16 protein-coding genes and 1 riboswitch are annotated in these 21630 nt (G+C 68.4%); of the genes, 12 read left to right on the top strand and 4 right to left on the bottom strand.

Features of this window, described 5'->3' with window-relative positions; genetic code table 11:
* The first annotated feature begins 34 nt into the window (after positions 1 to 34).
* The 8 genes from betA (at position 35) to E1956_RS22575 (ending at position 10858) form a co-directional block, all read left to right on the top strand.
* Positions 35 to 1747, top strand: a complete 1713-nt coding sequence (gene betA / locus E1956_RS22610; RefSeq protein WP_134753092.1) for a choline dehydrogenase — start codon at positions 35 to 37, stop codon at positions 1745 to 1747.
* Between the two features lie 180 nt (positions 1748 to 1927).
* Positions 1928 to 2722, top strand: a complete 795-nt coding sequence (locus E1956_RS22605) for a GntR family transcriptional regulator (RefSeq protein WP_134753090.1) — start codon at positions 1928 to 1930, stop codon at positions 2720 to 2722.
* Positions 2723 to 2823: 101 nt separating this feature from the next.
* A complete protein-coding gene (locus E1956_RS22600; protein ID WP_232071549.1) occupies positions 2824 to 3726 on the top strand; it encodes an SH3 domain-containing protein in 903 nt (300 codons plus the stop codon).
* A gap of 1163 nt (positions 3727 to 4889) precedes the next feature.
* Positions 4890 to 5588, top strand: coding sequence for a response regulator transcription factor (locus tag E1956_RS22595; protein WP_028217992.1), 699 nt, complete (start codon positions 4890 to 4892; stop codon positions 5586 to 5588).
* Between the two features lie 236 nt (positions 5589 to 5824).
* Entirely contained in the window at positions 5825 to 7111 is a 1287-nt protein-coding gene (locus E1956_RS22590) for a FecR family protein (protein WP_134753088.1), read from the top strand.
* A gap of 11 nt (positions 7112 to 7122) precedes the next feature.
* Positions 7123 to 9561, top strand: a complete 2439-nt coding sequence (locus E1956_RS22585) for a CHASE2 domain-containing protein (RefSeq protein WP_134753086.1) — start codon at positions 7123 to 7125, stop codon at positions 9559 to 9561.
* A 146-nt stretch (positions 9562 to 9707) separates the two neighbouring features.
* Positions 9708 to 10343, top strand: a complete 636-nt coding sequence (locus tag E1956_RS22580; RefSeq protein WP_167760093.1) for a DUF4136 domain-containing protein — start codon at positions 9708 to 9710, stop codon at positions 10341 to 10343.
* 140 nt (positions 10344 to 10483) lie between these two features.
* Complete coding sequence (locus E1956_RS22575) at positions 10484 to 10858, top strand: VOC family protein (RefSeq protein WP_134753082.1); 375 nt, start codon at positions 10484 to 10486, stop codon at positions 10856 to 10858.
* 41 nt (positions 10859 to 10899) lie between these two features.
* On the opposite strand, the gene bluB is transcribed toward E1956_RS22575, so the two are convergent.
* The 4 genes from bluB to E1956_RS22555 all read right to left on the bottom strand — a co-directional run bounded on the left by bluB (position 10900) and on the right by E1956_RS22555 (position 14207).
* Positions 10900 to 11610 (bottom strand): 5,6-dimethylbenzimidazole synthase, encoded by a 711-nt coding sequence (gene bluB, locus E1956_RS22570; protein WP_134753080.1) that lies wholly within the window; start codon positions 11608 to 11610, stop codon positions 10900 to 10902.
* Positions 11594 to 12928: a cobyrinate a,c-diamide synthase gene (locus E1956_RS22565; protein ID WP_134753078.1), complete on the bottom strand. Its 1335-nt coding sequence runs from the start codon at positions 12926 to 12928 to the stop codon at positions 11594 to 11596. Before E1956_RS22565 ends, bluB begins: the two co-directional genes overlap by 17 nt.
* A 4-nt stretch (positions 12929 to 12932) precedes the next feature.
* On the bottom strand, positions 12933 to 13535 hold the full coding sequence (gene cobO / locus E1956_RS22560; protein ID WP_134753076.1) for a cob(I)yrinic acid a,c-diamide adenosyltransferase: 603 nt from the start codon (positions 13533 to 13535) through the stop codon (positions 12933 to 12935).
* 123 nt (positions 13536 to 13658) lie between these two features.
* A complete protein-coding gene (locus E1956_RS22555; protein WP_232071547.1) occupies positions 13659 to 14207 on the bottom strand; it encodes a cobalamin biosynthesis protein in 549 nt (182 codons plus the stop codon).
* A gap of 189 nt (positions 14208 to 14396) precedes the next feature.
* A riboswitch (cobalamin riboswitch) is annotated at positions 14397 to 14667 on the top strand.
* A 263-nt stretch (positions 14668 to 14930) separates the two neighbouring features.
* Between E1956_RS22555 and cobW the strand changes: the two genes are divergently transcribed.
* The 4 genes from cobW to E1956_RS22535 all read left to right on the top strand — a co-directional run bounded on the left by cobW (position 14931) and on the right by E1956_RS22535 (position 21620).
* Positions 14931 to 16031, top strand: a complete 1101-nt coding sequence (gene cobW / locus E1956_RS22550) for a cobalamin biosynthesis protein CobW (RefSeq protein ID WP_134753074.1) — start codon at positions 14931 to 14933, stop codon at positions 16029 to 16031.
* 65 nt (positions 16032 to 16096) lie between these two features.
* On the top strand, positions 16097 to 19891 hold the full coding sequence (gene cobN, locus E1956_RS22545) for a cobaltochelatase subunit CobN (protein WP_134753072.1): 3795 nt from the start codon (positions 16097 to 16099) through the stop codon (positions 19889 to 19891).
* A 2-nt stretch (positions 19892 to 19893) separates the two neighbouring features.
* Positions 19894 to 20946, top strand: a complete 1053-nt coding sequence (locus E1956_RS22540; RefSeq protein WP_134753070.1) for a magnesium chelatase ATPase subunit I — start codon at positions 19894 to 19896, stop codon at positions 20944 to 20946.
* A gap of 173 nt (positions 20947 to 21119) precedes the next feature.
* Entirely contained in the window at positions 21120 to 21620 is a 501-nt protein-coding gene (locus E1956_RS22535; protein WP_418789267.1) for a vWA domain-containing protein, read from the top strand.
* The last annotated feature ends 10 nt before the right edge of the window (positions 21621 to 21630 follow it).

The raw sequence follows: 21630 nt of genomic DNA, 5'->3' as shown, positions 1-21630 counted from the left end.
CCATATTGTCAGGATAACGAATCAGGAATTCATCATGGAAAGCGGGCAATACGACTACATCATCGTGGGCGCGGGATCGGCGGGCTGCGTGCTGGCCAACCGGCTCACCGAGGATCCAGCAGTGAGCGTGCTGGTGCTCGAGTACGGCGGCAGCGACCGCAGCATCATCATCCAGATGCCAAGCGCGTTCTCGATGCCGATGAACACGCGCAAGTTCAACTGGAAATATCAGACCGCGCCGGAGCCGCATCTGAACGGACGCCAGCTTCATTGCCCGCGCGGCAAGGTGCTGGGGGGATCGTCGTCGATCAACGGGCTCGTCTACATTCGCGGCCACGCTTACGACTTCGACGAATGGGAGGAGCTGGGCGCGCGCGGCTGGGGCTACCACAACTGCCTGCCGTACTTCCGCCGCGCCGAAAACTACAAGTTCGGCGGCGACCAGTACCGCGGCTCGAACGGGCCGCTCTCGACGAACAACGGCAACAACATGAAAAACCCGTTGTACGGAGCATGGATCGAAGCGGGCGTGCAGGCCGGCTACATTCGCACGGACGATTGCAACGGGCACATGCAGGAAGGCTTCGGCGCGATGCACATGACGGTGAAGGACGGCGTGCGCTGGTCCACCGCGAACGCGTACCTGCGCCCGGCGATGAGCCGGCCCAACTTGCATGTGGTCACGAATGCGATGACGCGGCAGGTGATCGTCGAGGGCAAGCGCGCGGTCGGCGTGGTCTATGACCGGGGCGGCGTCACGCACACGGCGCGCTGCCGCGCCGAAGTGCTGATTGCATCGGGCCCGATCGGCTCACCGCATCTGCTGCAACGCTCCGGCATCGGGCCCGCCGATGCATTGCGCCAGGCGGGCGTGGAGGTCAAGCACGCGCTGCCGGGCGTCGGCATGAATCTGCAGGATCACGCGGAGATCTACATCCAGTACGCCTGCAAGGAGCCGGTCACGCTCAACGGCAGCATGGATCCGTGGCACAAGTTCCTGATTGGACTGCGTTGGCTGCTGTTCAAGGACGGTCTCGGCGCGAGCAACCATTTCGAGGCGGGCGGTTTCATCCGCTCCGAGGCGGGGCTGCGCTGGCCCGACATTCAGTTCCATTTCCTGCCGGCCGCGATGCGCTACGACGGCGACAAGCCGTTCAAAGGGCACGGCTTCATGGTGCTGACCGGGCCGAACAAGCCCAAAAGCCGGGGCCACGTGCGGCTCACGGCGGCGGATCCTTACGTGCATCCCGAGATTCGCTTCAACTATCTGGACCGCGAAGAAGACCGCGAAGGCTTCAGGCGCTGCGTGCGGCTCACCCGCGAGATCATCGGGCAGCCGGCGATGGACCGTTTCCGCGATGTCGAGCTCGCCCCCGGCCCCGACGTGCAGACCGACGACGAGATCGACGCATTCGTGCGGGCGAATCTGGAAAGCACCATGCATCCGTGCGGCTCGTGCCGGATGGGCGAGGACGACATGGCGGTGGTCGATTCCGAGTTGCGTGTGCGCGGCATGACGGGCTTGCGCGTGATCGATTCGTCGGTGTTTCCAACCGAGCCCAACGGCAATCTCAACGCGCCCACCATCATGCTCGCGGAACGCGCATCCGACCTCGTGCGCGGCAAGCCGATGCTGCCGCCATCGCATGCGAAGGTGGGGCTCGCCGAAGGCTGGGAGACGCGGCAGCGCACGCGGGAACCCAAGCGGCAACTGTATAGCGTCGAGTACAGCGATACGCAGTCGTAGACTACGCAGCACAAAGAGCACGAAGCGGCCTCACGAGGGCCGCTTTTATTTGTCTCGTATAATGTCGACAAAAAATAGAGAAGTGCACGGCGAATGGTATACTTTCCGTCTCGCGGCTGCGATGCGTCGCGAGGCAGTGACCCGCTTGGAGCGCAACCTTCCCGATCAGGTAACACCGACATGGCGAGACAACGAACGCAGGAACTTCCGGATCTCGGTATCTTGCTCAAACCGAGGGGCCAACTGATGCTGGCGGTGGAGGATGCTGTCTTGCGGGGCAAGGAGTGGGAGAGTGCGTCCATGCCCGTGGCGGCGCAGATCGCCGCCCGCATCGCGGGAGCCATCACGCTCAATCACATCGAGGCGGGCAAGCGTCTTCTGGAAAGCGACATCGGCGAGATCCTGCACGTGAGCCGTGCGCCGGTGCGCGAGGCGTTGCGTATTCTCGAGCGCGACCGGCTGGTTGCGGTCGAGGCGCGGCGCGGCGCAATCGTGACGCAACCGGACGCGCGCGAGCTGCGCGATATCTTCGCGGTGCGCACGCTGCTGTACTCGGCGCTCATCAAGGATCTGCTGGCCGAATCGCCGGCGCAGCTCGGCAAGGTGTTCGACGAGCACGTGAAGGCGCTCGAGCAGGCGATGAACGAATCGCTGGATGCGTACGTCCTCGAGGGTTTCCTGCTGAACTTCGCGGTCTTCGACTTGAGCAGCAACCTCGTGCTCTCGGACATGCTGAAATCCATTTCGTTACGCGTGCTGCGCTACAACCGGATGGCGTTCGCCGCGCATCCGGAGGCCATTGCGCAGTCGATTCGCGGCTGGCGCGAGCTGCGCCGCGCGATCGCGGCGCAGGATCTGCCGCGCGTGCTCAAGTGCGTCGAGACGCGCATGAACACGTCGCGCGACAACGCCATTCGCGCAATCGAAACGCCGGAGCACGGCGCACCCGCGCGCCGCAAGACGCGCGCCGCCTGAGCGCCGCGACGCGGCGCGGCGATCTTTGCAAGCACACCCCGGCTTCCAGGAATGGAATATGCTGGATGCTTCTCCATGATCACAGAACAAAAGAGGGGAGCATGACAAACCGAAAAACGAAGCCTCCACGCGGGCTGGCCCTGCCGATCGCGACGGTCTGCGTGGCTGCGGGGATGGCGTTCGCGGCCTCCGGCGTGCGCGCGCAAACCGAGGCTTACACGAGCGAGCCTGTCGATCTGTTTGCCGGGCCGTCCGACGCCTATCCGGTCGTGAGCGAGCTCGGTCCCAACGTGCCGGTCGAGGTGATGGGCTGCGTGGGCGACTACTCCTGGTGTGACGTCGCGCTGCCCGGCCTGCGTGGCTGGATCTATGCCGGCTATCTCGTGTATCCGTATCAAGGCGACTACGTGCCGCTGACAGGCTATGGCGCGGCCATCGGCCTGCCGATCGTCACGTTTGCAGTCGGCGCGTACTGGGGCAGCTTCTATCGCGATCGGCCCTGGTACGGCGACCGCGATCGTTGGGAGCACGTCCCGCCGCCGGGCCGCGGCCGTCCGCCGGAGCCGCCGCACTATCAGGGCGGTCCGCCGGGGGGACCGGGACGGCCACCGCCGCCGCAAATGGGCGGCCCACGTCCGCCAATCAACGGCGCTCCGCCGCCCGGCGCCGGCCGTCCGCCTGAACCGGGGCACATGCCCGGCAACGAAGCGCCACCCGGCCGCCCGCCCATGAACGGCGGCCCGCCCGCCCAGATGCAGCATCCCCCGGCCGAGATGCCGCGTCCGCCCGCGGAAGTGCAGCGTCCGCCCATGCCGCAACCCAATATGGGGCGGCCGCCCGCACCGCAAGGCGCGCCTGCGTACAATCGCCCGCCCGGCCCGCCGCCTGGCGGAGGCCGCCCGCCGGAGGCGCCTGCCGAGCGCGGCCGCCCCGAGGCGCCGCAACAAGGCGGCCATTCGTCCGGCCAGGGCGGCGGCCACGGCGACCAGCGGCAGCAGAACTGAGGCGCGAGGCCCCCGTGTGACGCCGAGGACGCCCGCAACGGGCGTCTTCCCGCTTCCTCCTATTCAGGGAGAAGCGGGGTGCGGCTACGCCTTGTTCAAGCATAGCAACGCCAATTATCCCGCTCATCTGCCAGTTAATTAGGAATCCGTTTCATATTTCCGAGCCCGTCCCCAATGGCGTAGCGCACGTATTCCAGGTGGCCGCGAGCCGCCCGCAGCCGGGGCGCTCACCCACGGCGCAAGGCCCCGATCGGCAAAATCCGGCGAGGGCCTGTCGCCCCCGACGAATTTAACAATCCCTGACAGTACCTTTGCGAGCTTGCAGCGACAATAGGTTGTCGCGGCCTGTCGATGATTGGACCGCATCGAATGCGGCGTGCGGCACATGCACGCCAGGCAGCGAGATTGGGCTACGGGGGCCGGCGCGGTCGGGACACGGCGACGCGCCGGTAGTGTGAGGAAGTCAGAGCGGACTCGAGTCCGCCGGATAACGCTGACAAACAGCGCCTGGAAGTACCGGGAGTGGCGATAGCAGCGGGAAACGCCATAGTGTGAGATCGGCAGCGGTCTGCGGGCGGGTGTCGGGCGGTGATGCCCGCCTGCGCGTGACGCGCCGATACGGCGGCGCCTGCGCCGGCGATCCGAGTCCGGGGGGAGGGGCGCCGGAGACCACGCGATGCGCAGCCCGCGGCTATCGCCACTCGTTTTTCATACCAGAGCCTGTCGTGGATGCGACGAGGCTCGGACCACGCCTTCATGTGGCTGAGCCAGCGGGGCATGAGTCCAACCCAGCGGCGCCCCGCGACGCAATGCGCGCGGACGGCACGGTAGCGGACTTGCGTGCGGTGCTCACGACTGACATGAATGGCACAGCGGCCGACTTGCAGCCTCGCCGCGGCGGATGAGGTTCGGCTGCGCGGGGGCGGTTTCGGTCGGGCTGCGGCCGGTCGGGGGCGTTTTCGACTACCATGTGCGAAAACTGGTTCCCGATCTCTTCAGGCGCATTGTTGCGTAGCGTGCTCCCATTCATTTCAAGACGCGGCGAGAGTGGCGCCCTGTTTGTGCGGCAGGGGCCGCGTGGCAGGGGATTGGGGATGGAGGCCGGGCGTTGCAGGGCCGGCCCATCCCGGAAAGATGAATAACGACACTGGGTGCAGGACACTATGAGAATCGCAGTACTCGATGACGATCCGGCACAGACCGATTTCGTCTGCCAGACGCTGATGGCGGCTGGCCACGTCTGTCATGCGTTCGCCAAGGGAGGCGAGCTCGTCAAGCAGCTCCGGCGGCAGACGTTCGACTTGCTCGTGCTCGACTGGAACGTGCCTGACATGGCCGGCGACGAGGTCCTGCACTGGGTCCGCCAAAGCCTGTCCACGCGCTTGCCCGTCCTGTTCATGACGAGCCGCAGCCGCGAAGTCGACATCGCGCTGATGCTCAACAGCGGCGCCGACGACTACGTGGTCAAGCCGGTCTCCGCGCCGGTCCTGCTCGCGCGCGTGGGCTCGCTGCTGCGCCGTGCCTATCAGCTGCACGCGCCGTCGCAAAAGGAAGTTTTCGGCGAGTACGAGTTCGATCTGAAGTCGCGCCAGGCATCGGTCAGCGGCAAGCAGGTGGCGCTCACGCAAAAGGAGTTCGAGCTTGCGCTGCTGCTGTTCCAGCATCTGAGCCGGCCGCTTTCGCGCGCGCACATCCTCGACGTGATCTGGAAGCAGTCCGACGACATTCCGTCGCGCACGATGGACACGCACGTTTCCATGCTGCGCTCGAAGCTCGGCCTGCGCCCGGAGAACGGCTATCGGCTCACGCCGATCTACGGCTACGGCTATCGCCTCGAACGCATCGAGGGGGACGCGGCGTGAGTGGTGCTTATTCGGCGCGGCCGGCTCAGGCGCGGCCGGCCGTGCCTGGGCGCGTGACGCTTCGCGTTGCGCTCTCCTGGCCCGGCTCCGCTCGTCACGGTGCACCGGCAACCCTCCCGCTTACGCCGCGTGCGCGTTCACCGCTTGCCAGCGCGGTTGCCTGTGCGCTGGCATTGGGCCTGCTGCCTGCCGCGGGCCGCGCTGAAGCCCGCAAGCCGCATCTCCCGCCGGCCGAAATGGCCATTTACGTCACGCGTCCGGGTGATTCGCTCTACGACATCGCCACGCGCTATCTGCGCAATCCCGCCGACTGGACCCGGCTCGCGCGCATCAACCACGTGAGCGCGCCGCGCCGTCTGCAGCCGGGGACCTCGCTGCGCGTGCCGGTCGCGTTGCTGCGCCAGGACCACCTGAGCGCACGCGTGATCGCCACGTCGGGACCCGCGGGCCATGCGTTCGGCAACGGGCCGTTGCTGCCGCTTGTCGTTGGCGGGACGCTCGTCGAAGGCGATCGCGTGCAGACCGGGCAGAACGGCTTCGCCACGCTCGAACTCGCCGACGGCTCGCATCTCGTCATCCCGCCGGGCGCCTCGCTCGATCTCGCCACGCTGCGCGAGACCGCGCTCACCGGCGCGACCGACCGCGTGGTCAACCTGCACAGCGGTCAGGTGAATACCGAGGTCACGCACGCCACCCGCAAGGACGACCGCTTTCAGATCCGCTCGCCTTCGGTGGTGGCTGGCGTGCGCGGCACGAGCTTTCGCGTGAATTACGACGGCGACAAGGGCTCGACGGCCGTCGAAGTGCTCGAGGGCGCAGTGGGCGTGGACGCGGCGCCGCACGGCTCCGCCGCGTCGGTCGCACCCGCGCCGGGCATGCCTCTGGCCGCTTCCACGCAGCTCGTCGCGGCGCGCCACGGCAGCCTCACGCTGGCAGGCGGCGCGGTGGGCGGCCCGGTCGCGCTGCTCGACGCGCCCGATCTGCGCAATCCTGCGAAGGTCCAGGACGACGAAACCGTCGCCTTCGATCTTGCGCCGACGACGGGTGCGCACAGCTATCGCGTGCAGGTCGGCCGCGACGCGGGCCTGCTCGATCTGATCGGCGACGCGCACTCGGACGGCCCGCATATCGAGGTGGGCGCGCTCGCGGACGGCACGTATTTCGCGCGCTTTTCCGCCATCGACGAGAACGGCCTCGAAGGCATGCCGTCGACCTATGCGTTCCAGCGCCGGCGCGTTTCGCTGGGCGCCTCGGCCGGGCGCGTCGAGGGCACGCGCGACTACGCATTCCGCTGGTTCGTCGATCAGCGCCGCGCCGGCAGCACGCGTTTTCGCTTCGTGCTCGCCACCTCGTCGGACCTGCGCGCGCCGCTCGTGGACCGCACCGATATCACGGACGGCGAGGCCGTCGTCAGCGATCTGCCCAAGGGCGTCTACTACTGGACGGTGATTGCCGAGCAGTTCGAAGGAGGCCGCTACTTCCAGAAGGCGAGCCCCGTACAGTCGTTCCGTCTCGACTGGTGAGGCCGCCGCGCATGAGCGTGAGCGCGCGCCCCCGCTCCCGCCTCGGCCGCCCGGTCGGGCGGCGCTTTCTGTTCGAGTGGGTGGGCGTCGCGTGTGCGGGTATCGCCGTCGTCCTGTTGAGCGTGGTGTGGCAGTGGACGCTCAGCGCCGATCATCTGGTCTACGACCGCTTCCTCGCCGCGCGCGAGCGACCGGTCTCGCCCGACATCGTGATTGTCGAGATCGACAACGCCAGTGTTGCCGCGCTGGGGCGCTGGCCCTGGCCGCGCAGCCTGCACGCGCAGCTCGTCGATCGGCTCGCGAAGGCGGGCGTGGCAGCGGTGGTCTACGACGTGCTCTTCACCGAGCCCTCGCCCGACGACACGCGCTTTGGCGAGGCCTTGCGCGAGCGTCCCTCGTATTTGCCGGTGCTGCTTTCGCCCGCCAACGAGGCCGACTACGGCCGCCGCGAGGTCGTGGAGCCCGTCGCGCCGCTGGCCCAGGCCGCCGCGGGTCTCGGCCACATCAACCTCGAAGTCGATAGTGACGGCATCGTGCGCAGCGTCGCGATGTTCGAGGGCGATGCGCAGCAGCGCTGGCCTCAGTTGATGGTGCCGCTCTGGCGCGCGGTGCGCGAAGGCAAGGTCGCGCTGCCCGATCTCGCCGGCGCGAGCAGCGCCGCGGCCGCTGCCGCCGACGCGAAACTCATGCACGCAGGTGGCCCCGATAGCGAAGCGCGTTTCCTGCTGCCGTTTGGCGCCAATACGCAGACTTACCGCAAGGTGTCGTTCGCACAAGTGCTCGAAGGGCGCGTGCCGCCGGATCTTCTGCGGGGTCGTGTGGCGCTGGTGGGCGTGACGGCGTCGGGCTTGTTCGACCGTTTCGCCACGCCGCTCTCGGGCACGCTCGGACCGATGCCCGGCGTCTACATTCACGCGCTCGTGCTCGATACGCTGCTGGCGGGCACGGCCATCGAGCCGGCCTCGCAGCTCACCGTGGTGCTCGCCTCGCTGGTGCCGCTCGCGCTGCTGCTGGCCGGCTTTCTCGTGCTCTCGCCGCTGCGCACGCTGCTGCTGCTGCCGCTGCTCGCGTTCCTCACGCTGGCCGGCAGCGCCGCGCTGCTCTATTACGCGCGGATCTGGCTCGCGCCGGTGCCGGCGATCGTCGCGCTCGCGCTCGTCTATCCGCTCTGGAGCTGGCGGCGCCTCGAAATGACGATGGCGTATCTGCGCAAGGAGCTGCGCCAGCTCGCCGACGAGCCCTACCTGCTGCCCGAGGCGCCCACGCCGCCGCGCGAGTTCGGCGGCGACGTGCTGGCCCAGCAGATGGCGCTGATGGCGCAGGCCGCGCAGCGCCTGCAGGACATGCGTCGCTTCGTGTGGGACAGCCTCGACTCCGTGCCGGAGCCGCTCGTCGTGGCCGACCTGCGCGGCGTGGTGCTGATCGCCAACCATGCGGCACGCGCCTATTTCGCACACCTGAACGTCAGCGCCGCCGAGGGCCGCGCGATGCAGGAGGTGTTCGGCGATCTCGCGCTCGTCAAGCCGATCGACCCGAATCCCGAGACGCTGGCTTTCGCTTCCGCGCATTGGCCCGCGCCGCTCGATCCCGGGCGCGGCGAGTACGCGCAGCTCATGGAGCGCGGCCTGGAAGTGCGCGCGCGCGACGGCAGCGATTACCTGCTGCGCTACGCGAGCTGCACGAACGCGCAGGGGCAGGCGGTGGGCTGGATCGCGGGCCTCGTCGACGTGACTGCGCTGCACGATGCCGAGCGCCAGCGCGAGCACGCATTGCGCCTGCTGTCGCACGACATGCGCTCGCCGCAGGCTTCGATCGTGGCGCTCGTCGAGACCGAGCGCGAGCGCGGCACGCTCGAAGCCGCTCCGGTGCGCGAGGTGATGGACCGCATCGAACGCTACGCGCGCCGCTCGCTCACGCTCGCCGACGACTTCGTGCAGCTCGCACGCGCGGAATCGCAGGTGTACGCGCTGGAGCCGACCAGCCTCACGGAGCTTGCCATCGACGCCAGCGACGAAGTCTGGCCGCAGGCGAGCGCCAAGCACATCCAGATCGAGACGGCCTTCGAGGGCGAGCAGATGGGCTGGATCAACGCCGACCGCTCGCTCATGACGCGCGCGCTGATCAATATTCTGAACAACGCGGTGAAATACAGCCCACCAGAAACAAGAATTGTCTGTAGTATCGCAGTCGCGGATGGCCAGACGCCGCGCGTGATCTGCTCGATTCGCGACGAGGGCTATGGCATTCCGCTCGAAGATCAGACCAAGCTGTTCCAGCCGTTCCGCCGCTTTCATGCGGGCCAGCGGCCCGAGGTGAGCGGCGCGGGGCTCGGCATGGCGTTCGTGAAGACGGTCGTGACGCGTCATGGCGGCGAAATCCACGTGGAGAGCGCGCCTGACCAGGGCACGACGGTGACGATGTCACTGCCGGCGCTCGATGCCGTGACCTGAGGGCGCCGTGGGCGTGCGCGCCGCCACTTCGCGGCGCGTCGATGTGCACCGGCCGGCGCTGGACTCCGCTTGATCCTGTTTGATCCCTGTCCGATCCTGTCAAATGGCGCCAGTCGTGGCTGGCAATGATTCCGATGGAGTTCCCCGTGAAAGTCCTGATGACGATCTGCACCTTGTCGATGCTGGGCGCGCTCGCCGGCTGCGCAGGCGCGAGCGCCGACGTGCGGGCCAGCGGCGACCTGAGCGCGACCGACGCGGCGGCCGCGACGTATCAGCTCGCGCGCACGCCCGCGCAGGCCGACGCTGCAGAGCCGCTGCCTTACGAGCGGCTGCTGGGCGAAGGCCTCGCTCAGCGCGGCTTCCAGGAAAACACATCCGGGAAGGCGCGCTACCTCGTCTCCGCATCGTGGGCTTCGCGGCCCGCCGATGTCACCGTCGCCACGGGTGATGCGGCCAATTGCACGGGCGGCTGCGTGCCGTCCGAAGGGCCGGCGTTCCCGTGGTTCGGCAAGCGCTATGTGCATACGCTCACGTTGCGCTTCTTCACGCTGCCGGACGGCCACGAAGCCTACAAGGTGAGCGCGGAAAAACGCGACCGCAACGCCGACGCGCAGCAGGCCCTGCCGTACCTGGTCGCCGGCGCGCTCGCGCGGCTGCCGTATGCGGGCGCGCCGCAATGGCGCGTGAAGCTGAAGGAGGTGGCGCCCGCTGCCGGCCAGGCCGGAGCGCCCGCGATGCCCGCGATGCCCGACGTGATCTCCGTGACGCCGCTCGCGCGATGACGCGCTGGCGGGTTTGAGTATGTGCGGACGGGGGCAATTTTCCCCAGGCCGGGGCCGGGGTTGTGGACTAAGCTGATTTCCACGTGCTGCGGCAATGGTTGCCCGCAGGCGACGCCCTTTGCATGGGACGGGAGACAGACATGTACGACCACGTGGGTCTGCGCGTGCAGGATCTTGCACGCAGCTTACGATTTTACGAGGCGGCGCTGGCGCCGCTCGGTTATGGCGTCTGCGTGCGCTATGGCGATGACGTCGGCATCGGTAAGCCTGGCACACCGAAATTCTGGCTCCACACTGTGCCGGTCAGCAACACCGACAAGCCGCGCGGCGCGCACGTGGCGTTCGCTGCCGCGAGCCGCGCCGAGGTCGACCGCTTCTACGCTGCCGGCATCGAGGCGGGCGGCGTGGACAACGGCGCACCGGGCCTGCGGCTCGACTACAGTCCCGACTACTACGGCGCCTTTCTCATCGACCCGGACGGCAACAATATCGAGGCGGTCACTTTCGGCGCCTGACCTCGTTGCGTGCCCGGCATGAGCTGGTCGGGCATGCCGGGCTAGTGGTCAGCCGTGCCCGCGTTCTCGCCTTGCGGCGCGTCTTCGCCTTGCGGCGCGTCTTCGGCGTGCAGGTCAGGCCAACGGTTTTCGTACACGCATTCGCCGAGTGCCCGGCGCTCCGCCCAATGCTCCATCTCGAGCATCGGCTTCGGATAGAACTCCGCGACATGGCCCACGCAGAGGATCGCCACGGGCTTCGCGCCGGCCGGCATGCGCAGCAGCGTGCGCACGTCATCCACGTCGAAGATCGACACCCAGCCCATGCCGAGCCCCTCGGCGCGCGCCGCGAGCCACATGTTCTGGATCGCGCAGGCCACCGAGGCGAGGTCCATCTCCGGCAAGGTGCGGCGGCCGAAGATGTGTGTCTCGCGGCGGTCCATCAGCGCGACGACGAGCAGTTCGCCGCATTCGCGCATGCCTTCCACCTTGAGCTTCATGAACTCGTCACGGCGCTTGCCTAACGCGTCGGCGGTGGCGAGGCGCTCGCGCTCGACGGTCTCGTGCAACTGCTCGCGCAATGCGGCGTCGGTGATGCGCACGATCCGCCACGGCTGCATGTAGCCCACGCTCGGCGCGTGATGGGCGGCGTCCAGCAGGCGCGCCATCACCGCGGCATCGACGGGGCCGGGCGTGAAGTGCCGCATGTCGCGCCGTTCGTAGATCGCGCGGTAGACCGCCGCGCGTTCGGCTTCGTCAAAAGGCTGTGCCATGGAAGAGTGCGGCCGTGAAGGTCGGGTTGGATGGCCAATAGGCGTGCATGTAGGTCGCGACAATCGAGCCGTGCCGATAGAGCGGCTCGCCGTCCGCGCCCGTTTGCGCATGGCGTGCGCGTAGCGCAGGCGCGAGCGGCGTACTCACGCGCGAATAATGGAACGTGTGGCCGGTGAGCATCCCGTGCGTGCCGTCGAGCCGCTGCATGCCGAGCGCCGCAAAGCGCTTTTGCATGACGGCCTCGCCCGGCAAGAGGCCGAGCATCGGCGTGCGCGTGCCGTCGACGCTAGTGAGCGCGTCGAGCAGATACAGCATGCCGCCGCATTCGGCCACGAGCGAGCGCCCCGCAATTGCATGCGCGCGCAACGAATCTGCGCTGCACGTGTTGCGTGCGAGCGTTGCCGCGTGTAGCTCGGGATAGCCGCCGGGCAGATAGATGGCATCCGCCGACGTGGGTGCGGGTTCGTCGGCAAGCGGCGAGAAAAAGCTCACGCGCGCGCCCAGCGCGTCGAGCAGCGCGAGATTAGCCGGGTAGATGAACGAAAACGCGGCATCGCGCGCGATGGCGATGTGCATGCCGTCGAGCAGGCGAGGCACGCTCGCGAGGGGATCCGCCTCGCTCGCCTGAAACTCGACCGCTGGCGGCAATTGCGCGAGCGCGGTTTGCGCGAGGGCGTCGGCGGCGCGTTCGATGCGCGCATCGAGATCGTCGATCTCGCTGGCCTGGTGCAGGCCGAGATGCCGGTCGGGCAGCGAAAACGCCGCGTCGCTCGCAACGTGGCCGAGCCAGCGGATATCGGCGGGCAGCCCCTCCTGCAACATTTGCGCATGACGCGGCGAGCCCACGCGGTTTGCGAGCACGCCATGAAACGGCACGTCGGTGCGATAGCGCGCGAGCCCGAACGCAATCGCGCCGAAGGTCTGCGCCATCGAATTCGCGCCGATCGCGGCGGCCACCGGCACGCCGAATTTCGCGGCGAGATCGGCGCTGCTGGGCGTGCCGTCGAAGAGGCCCATCACGCCTTCGATCAGGATGAGATCCGCTTGCGAAGCCGCTTGCGCGAGCAAAGCGCGGCACCCCGCTTCACCCACCATCCACAAGTCGAGCGACATCACGGGGGCGCCGCTCGCGCGCTCGAGGATCATCGGATCGAGAAAGTCCGGGCCGGTCTTGAACACGCGCACGCGCCGTCCCATGCGCCGGTGCAGGCGCGCGAGGCCCGCGGTCAGCGTGGTCTTGCCCTGGCCCGATGCCGGCGCGCTGATGAAGAGCGCGGGGCAGGCGAGCGCGGCTGCCGTTGCTGCGATCGCTGCCATCGCGTCAGAACTCCACGCCCTTTTGCGCCTTCACGCCTTGCTCGCGGTACGGATGCTTCACGAGCCGCATTTCGGTGACGAGGTCGGCGGCTTCGATCAGCGCATCGGGCGCGTGACGGCCCGTGACCACGACGTGCTGCATGGCGCCGCGCGCGGTGAGCACGCCGAGCACTTCGTCGAGCGGCAGGTACTCGTACTTGAGCACCGTGTTGAGCTCGTCGAGGATCACCATGCCGTATTCGCCGCTCTCGATCATGCGCTTCGCGGCGTCCCAGCCCTTGCGCGCGGTGGCGATGTCGGCGTCGCGATTCTGCGTGTTCCAGGTGTAGCCGTCACCCATCGTGATGAAGTCGCAGTGCGCGATGGTGCCGAGGAAATCGCGCTCGGACGTATGCAGCGCACCCTTGATGAACTGCACCACGCCGAGCTTCATGCCATGGCCCAGCACGCGCACGGCCATGCCGAACGCCGCCGTGCTCTTGCCCTTGCCGTTGCCGGTGTTGACGATGAGCAGGCCCTTTTCGTGCGTCGCGGCGGCCTGCTTCTTTTCGTGGCCTTCGCGGCGGCGCTCGGTCATGCGTTGGTGCGATTCGGGATCGGTTTTCATCGTCGCGGGTGTGTCCTGTGTTGCGGTCTTCGTCGCGGTTCTTCGTGCGGTTCGGGCCGGGAATGTTGTTTCGATTGCGGCGCGCTGTGGTGCGTTACTGTGCGCGCCTGCAGCGTGTCCGATTCATGCGGTGGCTTGTGCGCCGGTTTGGGTGTCTTCCTGTGACGCCTCGGCGAAAGCCGCGATCGCGACGGTCACGCCGTCGAGCGCGAGCTTGCCGCGCACGAGCGGGCCGCCTCGTGCGGCGAGCCGTGCACACGGCTCGCATACGCCCTCCACGCCAAAGCGCGCATACGCCGCCACGCTAACCGCGGACTGCACGCCCATGGCGTTCACGCTTTCGCGCGCGAAGGCCTGCAACGGCAGCGCATGCCTGGCGCAGAACGCGAGCAGGGCGGCTTCCGCGGCTTTCGCGTCGAGCGTGGCCACGGCCTTCACGCTTGCCAGCGGCCAGGCGCCGAGCGCCACATGCACGGCCGCCTCCACCTGCGCGAGCGTCACGCCGCTGCGGCAGCCGAGACCCAGCGCGAGCGGCGCTGGATTGTGCACTGATGCCGGGGCGGCGGGCAAGGCGTCGGGGAGCAGGGAGCGGTTCACGGGAATGCGCGAGTTCGAAGGCGTGGCGTGCGCAGAGCAGGACGCATTGCCTGGCATGGCCGCCAGGGCGTGCATGCGATGCGCTCCGGATGCGCGCATACGATAGCACACGCATTCCGGCCTTCGCGCACGGGCCGCGGCGCGCCAAGGGTAAAACCGGAGCGCACGCAAAGGGCTCTGCGCAGGCCATGCACGGGCCACGCGAGCGGCCGCTGCGCGCTTCCTGCAACGCACTCGCCGGTTGACGCGAGTGCGGCCCACGCCTACACTCGCACGCACTCTGGTGCTCGCGTGCGCTTACGTTCTGCACGCGGTTAAACGGGAATCAGGGAGCCATCCCGCCACGGGCATGGCCAACCTGAACTGCACCCGCAACGGTACAACGAGCGCGTCGGCCGCAAGGTCGATGCAAGCCGCTTCAAAGCATGCATGGCATGTGTGATGCCACTGCGCAGGCGGGCCGCGAGGCCTGCCGCGCGGGAAGGTGGAGCGGCGCTTCGTCAGTCCGGATACCGGCCAGATACGAGGGACGCGCGCTGCGGGGTTGCGGCGCCGGGTCCATGATTTCCATGCGTCAGCCGGGCTTCGCTCGTCGCGCGTCTTTGCGTTTCACCGTTGTGCAAGCCTCGCGGCACGCCACGCTTCGCCTTCGCGCAGCCTTGCTGCCGGTGCGCCTTGCGTGGGCCGGCAGGCGCGCGCGGTGCAGGCCGCGCCGTGTTTGACGGCGCCAGGCAAGGACGTGCGCGCGAGCGTTACGCGGCGCATCCCACCTGCGGCCGCGAGCCGAAGGAGCACTTCATGCAAACGCAGCACATGCGCAAGATCCCCGTCACCATCGTCACGGGCTTTCTGGGCAGCGGCAAGACCACGCTGCTGCGGCACATCCTCCAGCACGCGGGCGGGCTGCGCGTTGCCGTGATCGTCAACGAGTTCGGCGAGCTCGGCATCGACGGCGAGATCCTGCGCGGTTGCGGCATCGGCTGCGACGAGGACGGCAACGAAAAGGCCGGCGCGCTCTACGAGCTCGCCAACGGCTGCCTGTGCTGCACCGTGCAGGAAGAGTTCTTTCCGGTGATGGAGCAACTGCTCGAACGCCGCGGCGAGATCGATCACGTGCTGATCGAGACCTCGGGCCTCGCGCTGCCCAAGCCGCTCGTGCAGGCCTTCAACTGGCCGTCGATCCGCAACGCGTTCACCGTTGACGCGGTCGTGACCGTGGTCGACGGTCCCGCCGCCGCGAGCGGCCAGTTCGCGGAGAACCCGCAGGCCGTCGATGCGCAGCGCAAGGCCGATCCGAATCTCGATCACGAGTCGCCGCTGCACGAGCTGTTCGAAGATCAGCTCTCGGCGGCCGACCTCGTCATCCTCAACAAGACCGATCTCATCGACGCCGCGGCGCAGGAAGCGCTCATCGAAGACCTGCGCGAGGAGTTGCCGCCGCAAGTGAAGATCGTGCGCGCCCAGCATGGCCAGCTCGATCTGCACACGCTGCTCGGCCTGGAGGCGGCTTCGGAGGAGAGCATCCATCTGCGCCACGACCATCACGGTTCCGCCGACGATCCCGACCATCATCACGATGACTTCGACTCGGTCGTCGTGCAGGGCAGCGCGAGCTCGCGCGAGGCCGCGATCGAGGCGCTGCAAAAGCTCGTGGACGCGCACACGATCTATCGCGTGAAGGGTTTCGCCGCGCTGCCGGGCGCGCCGATGCGCCTCGTGATTCAAGGCGTGGGCCGCCGCTTCGACAGCTACTTCGACCGCAGCTGGAATGCTGAGGAAAGCGCGGCGCAGCCGCTCGTGAGCCGCTTCGTGCTGATTGGCGAGGATCTCGACGCGGCGGTGCTGCAACGCGCGTTCGATGCCGCGCTCGCTTCGGTGCAGACCGCGCCGGCGCAATGAGCGTGCGTATGCACTCGAACTTGCACGTACTGACTCACTGATACACAGAAGCACGCGAGAACGCCATGCATTTGCTGCGCACCACGCCGGGCGGCTTCGTCGACGACACGCAGGGCGTCGTCCGCATCGACCAGCAGCCTGCCGAGATCGTCGTGCTCAGTTCCGCCGACACGACGCTCGCCCTGCTCGCGAGCGTCGTGCCGCGCCTGCCCGCGGGCTTCCCGAGCGTGCGGCTCGCGAACGTCACGTATCTGCGCCAGCCCGCCTCGGTGGACTTTTATGTCGACGATGTCCTGCAGCATGCGCGCGTGGTCGTCGTCGATCATCTGGGCGGCGAGACGTACTGGCCTTACGGCATCGAACAGGTCGTCACGCTCGCGCAAAAGCGCGGGCAACTGCTCGCGATGTTTTCGGGCGACTTGCAGGAAGATCCGAACCTGATCGCGAAGAGCCGCGCCGAGCCCGAGTTCTGCCGGCTGTTGTGGCGCTATCTGCGCGAAGGCGGCGCGGCCAACGCCGAAGGCTTTTTGCGCGCGCTCGCGTGGCAGGCCTTCAAGTGGGGCAGCGAACCCGCGCCGCCCGTGGTGTTGCCCGCCGCCGCGCTGTATCACCCGCAGCGCGATATCGCGACCATCGACGACTGGCGCGCGCGCTGGCAGCCGGGCGCACCCGTGGTGGCGATCCTGTTTTACAAGGCGCATTTGCAGGCCGCCAACACGGCCGCATTCGATGCGCTCATCGACGCGCTGGCCGAACGCGGCATCAATCCGCTGCCGCTCGCCATCACGTCGCTCAAGGACGCGCTGAGCCGCGACGTGCTCGACCGCCTCGCGCTCGAGCACGATGTCTCGCTCGTGCTCAACACCACCGCGTTCGCGGCCTCGTCGCTCGACGACCCCGAAACACTCGCGATCGCGGGCGATGCGCCCGTGCTCCAGGTGATCCTGAGTGGCGGTAACCGCGACGACTGGGTCAACGACAATCACGGCCTCAATTCGCGCGACATCGCCATGCATATCGCGCTGCCCGAAGTCGATGGCCGCGTGATCACGCGCGCGATCAGTTTCAAGGGCCTCGCGTACCACTGCAAGGCGACCCAGGTGGACGTGGTCCGCTATCAGCCCGATGCGGAGCGCGTGGCGTTCGTCGCGGAGCTCGCGCGGCGCTGGTGCAGGCTGCGCCAGTTGCCGAATGCGCAGAAGAAGCTCGCACTCGTGCTCGCGAACTATCCGATGAGCGAAGGGCGCATCGGCAATGGCGTGGGGCTCGATACGCCGGCATCGGTCGTGGGGATACTGCGCATGCTGCGCGACGAGGGCTATCGCGTCGCCGATCTGCCCGAGGACGGCGAGGCGCTCATGCACACGCTCACGCAGGGCGTGACCAACGATCCCGATACGCGCGCGCTGCGTCCCGCGTGGCAGAGCCTCGCGCTCGACGACTACCGCAAGCGTTTTGCGCAATTGCCCGTGGAGGCGCAGAACGCGCTCATCGCGCGCTGGGGCACGCCCGAGCAGGACCCCACGGTGCGCCGAGGCCGCTTCATGATCGCGGGCTGGCGCTGCGGCCAGGTGTTCGTCGGCATCCAGCCCTCGCGCTCGCGTGGCGACGACAGCTACGCGAACTATCACGATGCCGAGCTCGTGCCGCCCCACGCGTATCTCGCGTTCTACTTCTGGCTGCGCGACACCTTCGGCATCGATGCGATCGCGCACGTCGGCAAGCACGGCAATCTCGAATGGCTGCCGGGCAAGAGCGTGGCGCTTGCCGAGTCCTGCTGGCCCGACATGGTGCTCGGGCCGCTGCCGCATCTGTACCCGTTCATCGTCAACGACCCGGGCGAGGGGAGCCAGGCAAAGCGCCGCGCGCAGGCCGTGATCGTCGATCACCTGATGCCGCCGCTCACGCGCGCGGAGAACTACGGCCCGCTGCAGGATCTCGAACGCCAGGTCGATGAGTATTACGAAGCAATTATGGTCGACCCGCGCCGGGCCAGGCTGTTGCGCAAGACGATACTCGCGACGATCATCGAGCATCGCCTGCACGAGGAGCTGAGCATCGCGGCACCGCAGGATCAGCAGGCCGAGGACGAACTGCTTACGCGCGCCGACGCGTATCTTTGCGAATTGAAAGAAGCGCAGATTCGCGACGGCTTGCACACCTTCGGCATTTCGCCGCAAGGCGTGCAGCGGCGCGACACGCTGCTCGCGCTGGGACGCTATCCGTGCGGCGACGGGCAGGGCGCGAACGCGGGCCTCATCGACGCGCTCGCGCGCGATCTCGGCATCGACCATTTGCTCGATCCGGCAAGCGTCGACTGGGCCGCGCCATGGACTGGGCCGCGGCCCGCGCTGCTTGCGCAGGCGAGCGACGCGCCGTGGCGCCACGCGGGCGATACGCGCGAGCGGCTCGAGGCGCTGGCGGCGTCATGGCTCGCTGGCGTTTGCGACGGCAAGCCGGGTGCGCTCGAAGAAGCCATGCAAGACTTGCCGCACGCGGCGCGCGTCATCGCGCGCCTGCGCGACGACGTGCTGCCGCGCCTCGACGCCTGCGGGCCCGAGGAATTGCGCCAGTTCCGCCGTGGCCTCGAGGGCCGCTTCGTGCCGCCCGGCCCGAGCGGCTCGCCCTCGCGCGGCCGCCCCGATGTGCTGCCCACGGGGCGCAACTTCTATTCGGTCGATACGCGCGCGGTGCCCACGCAAGCGGCATGGTCGCTCGGCATGAAGTCGGCGCAGCAACTCATCGAGCGCCATCTGCAGGAGCACGGCGACTATCCGCGCGCGGTCGGCCTTTCCGTATGGGGCACGGCGACGATGCGCACGGGCGGCGACGACATCGCCCAGGCGCTCGCGCTGATTGGCGCGCGCCCGAAATGGGCGGCGGGCAGCCAGCGCGTGATCGACTTCGAGATCATGCCGGTGGAGGCGCTCGACCGTCCGCGCATCGACGTCACCTTGCGCGTCTCGGGCTTCTTTCGCGACGGCTTTCCCAATGTGATGCATCTGTTCGATGCCGCCGTGCAGGCCGTGGCCGACCTCGACGAGCCCGAGCATCTGAATCCGCTGCGCGCGCGTATCTTGCGCGAGCGCGATGCGCTCGTGGCCAAAGGCATGGACGCGGACGAAGCGCGCCTCCGCGCGGGCTGGCGCGTGTTCAGCGCGCGCCCCGGCGCCTATGGCGCGGGGCTGCAATCGATGATCGATCATCGCCAATGGCAGACCGATGCCGATCTCGCGCAGGCGTACGAAGCCTGGGGCGGCTATGCGTATGCACAGAAGAGCGCCGGCGACGAGGCGCGCGATGCATTCCGCGCGCGCCTGGCCAGCATCGATGTCGTGCTGCAGAACCAGGACAACCGCGAGCACGACCTGCTCGACTCGAACGACTACTACCAGTTCCAGGGCGGCATGGCCGCGGCGGCGCGGCACTTCTCGCAGGCGCAGCCGAGCCTCTATCATGCCGATCACAGCAATCCCGCCGCGCCGCGCATCCGGCCGCTGCACGAGGAAATTGCGCGCGTGGTCCGTTCGCGCGTGGTGAACCCGAAGTGGCTCGAAGGCGTGAAGCGCCACGGCTACAAGGGCGCGGCCGAGATGGCGGCCACCGTCGATTATCTGTTCGGCTATGACGCGACCGCGCGCGTGGTGGGCGACCATCAATATGCGCTGGTCGCAGACGCCTATGTGCACGACGACGACACGCGCGCCTTCTTGCAGCGCCACAACCCGCACGCCTTGCATGCTATTTGCGAGCGGTTGGTCGAAGCGATGCAGCGCGGCCTGTGGCAACAGCCCGGCGAGCATCGCGCGCAACTCGAACACCGCCTGCTCGAAGCCGGGCAGCATCTGGAGGCATCCTGACCATGAGCGAAGCGCGCGTGCGAGCCGCATTTCCCTTTACGGCGCTGGTCGGCCAGGCGCCGCTGCAGCGCGCGTTGCTGCTGGCGGCCGTCGATCCGGCGATTGGCGGCGTGCTCGTGAGCGGGCCGCGCGGCACGGCCAAATCGACGGCGGCGCGCGCGCTCGCCGCGCTGCTGCCCGATGGCGCGTTCGTCACGCTGCCGCTTGGCGCGAGCGAAGAGAAGCTGATCGGCACGCTCGACCTCGAAGCGGCGCTGCGCGAGAGCGCGGTGCGCTTCTCGCCGGGCCTTCTCGCGCGCGCGCACGGCGGCGTGCTCTACGTGGACGAAGTCAACCTGCTGCCCGACGCGCTCGTCGATGCGTTGCTCGACGCGGCCGCGAGCGGCGTGAATACGGTCGAGCGCGACGGCGTCTCGCACACGCACGAGGCGCGCTTCGTGCTGGTGGGGACGATGAATCCCGAGGAAGGCGAACTGCGCCCGCAGTTGTTGGATCGCTTCGGGTTGACGGTCGAACTGAACAACAGCTTCGATGTGGACGAGCGGCAGCGCATCGTCAAGGCGCGGCTCGCGTTCGATGCGGACCCGCTGGCGTTTTGCGCGGCGCATGAGGCGGCGCAGCGCGAGCTGGCACAGCGCATTGCCGCCGCGCGAGGCGCGCTCGGCTCACTCGAACTGAGCGACGCGGTGCACGAGCGGGCGGCGCGGCTGTGCGTTCAGGCCGCCGTCGACGGCATGCGCGCCGATCTCGTGATGCTGCGCGCGGCGCGCGCGCTGGCTGCGTTCGAAGGCGCGGCGCAGGTGGCGCCCGAGCACGTCGACGAGGTGGCCGAGGCGGTGCTTGCGCATCGGCGCCGCGTCATGCCGGATCAGCGGCCGTCAAGCAGTGAACGTGGCGAGGGTGGCGCGCCAAACGAACCGGGGCCGGCATCGCCGGAAACATCGGCGGAAAGCTTGCAGTCCGAAGCAAATCCGGATTGGGGCGAGCTGCCACCCGAGCCGGTCGCGGCGCGGCAAGTGAAAGGCGTGATCCCACTGCCCGCAAAAAAACGCTGACCCGCCGGGCAAGGGCTGCCGCTCAGGTACGGGGCGGTGCACGGCGGCGTGAAGGCCCGGGGCGGGCGCACGCGCGCGTCGTCCGCGACGCGGCGCTGGGCGCGCGCATCGCCTGGCCGCCCACGCTTGCCGCGAAGCGCGGCGGCGCGCTGAGCGCCGCGCATCTGCGTTTTGTGCGACACAAGACCGGCACCGGTGCGCTGCATTGCTTCGTGCTCGATTGCTCGGCCTCGATGCTCGCGCATGGACAGCTTGCGCTGGCGAAGGGCTTGCTGATCGCGCTGTTCGACCGCGCACGCAGCGAGCGCGTGGAAGTGGCGCTGATCTGCTTTGGCGGCGCGCGCGCCGAGCTGCGTTTCGGCCCGGCGGTGCCGCGCTGGTGGAACGAGCGCTGGCTCGAGCCGATTGGCGGCGGGGGCGGCACACCGCTCGAAGCCGGTATGCGCCGCGCGGCGCAACTGCTCGAAAGCGTGGCGCGCCGCGACCCGGCGCGCGAGCGTCACCTCTGGCTCTTCAGCGACGGCCGCACCACGCAATGGCCGGCGCGCCCGCGTCATGCGGACTACGTCAGCGTGGTCGACTGCGAAGGCGCGGCCGTGCGCGTGGGGCGCTGCCGCGCGCTCGCGCAGGCATGGCAGGGGGAATGCTTCGACGCCGAAGCGTTGCTTGCCTGAGCGTGTGCTT

The organism is Paraburkholderia pallida, from assembly GCF_004524855.1.
GTDB classification, from domain to species: Bacteria; Pseudomonadota; Gammaproteobacteria; order Burkholderiales; family Burkholderiaceae; genus Paraburkholderia; species Paraburkholderia oxyphila.
This window is presented reverse-complemented; position numbering and strand designations above follow the sequence as displayed.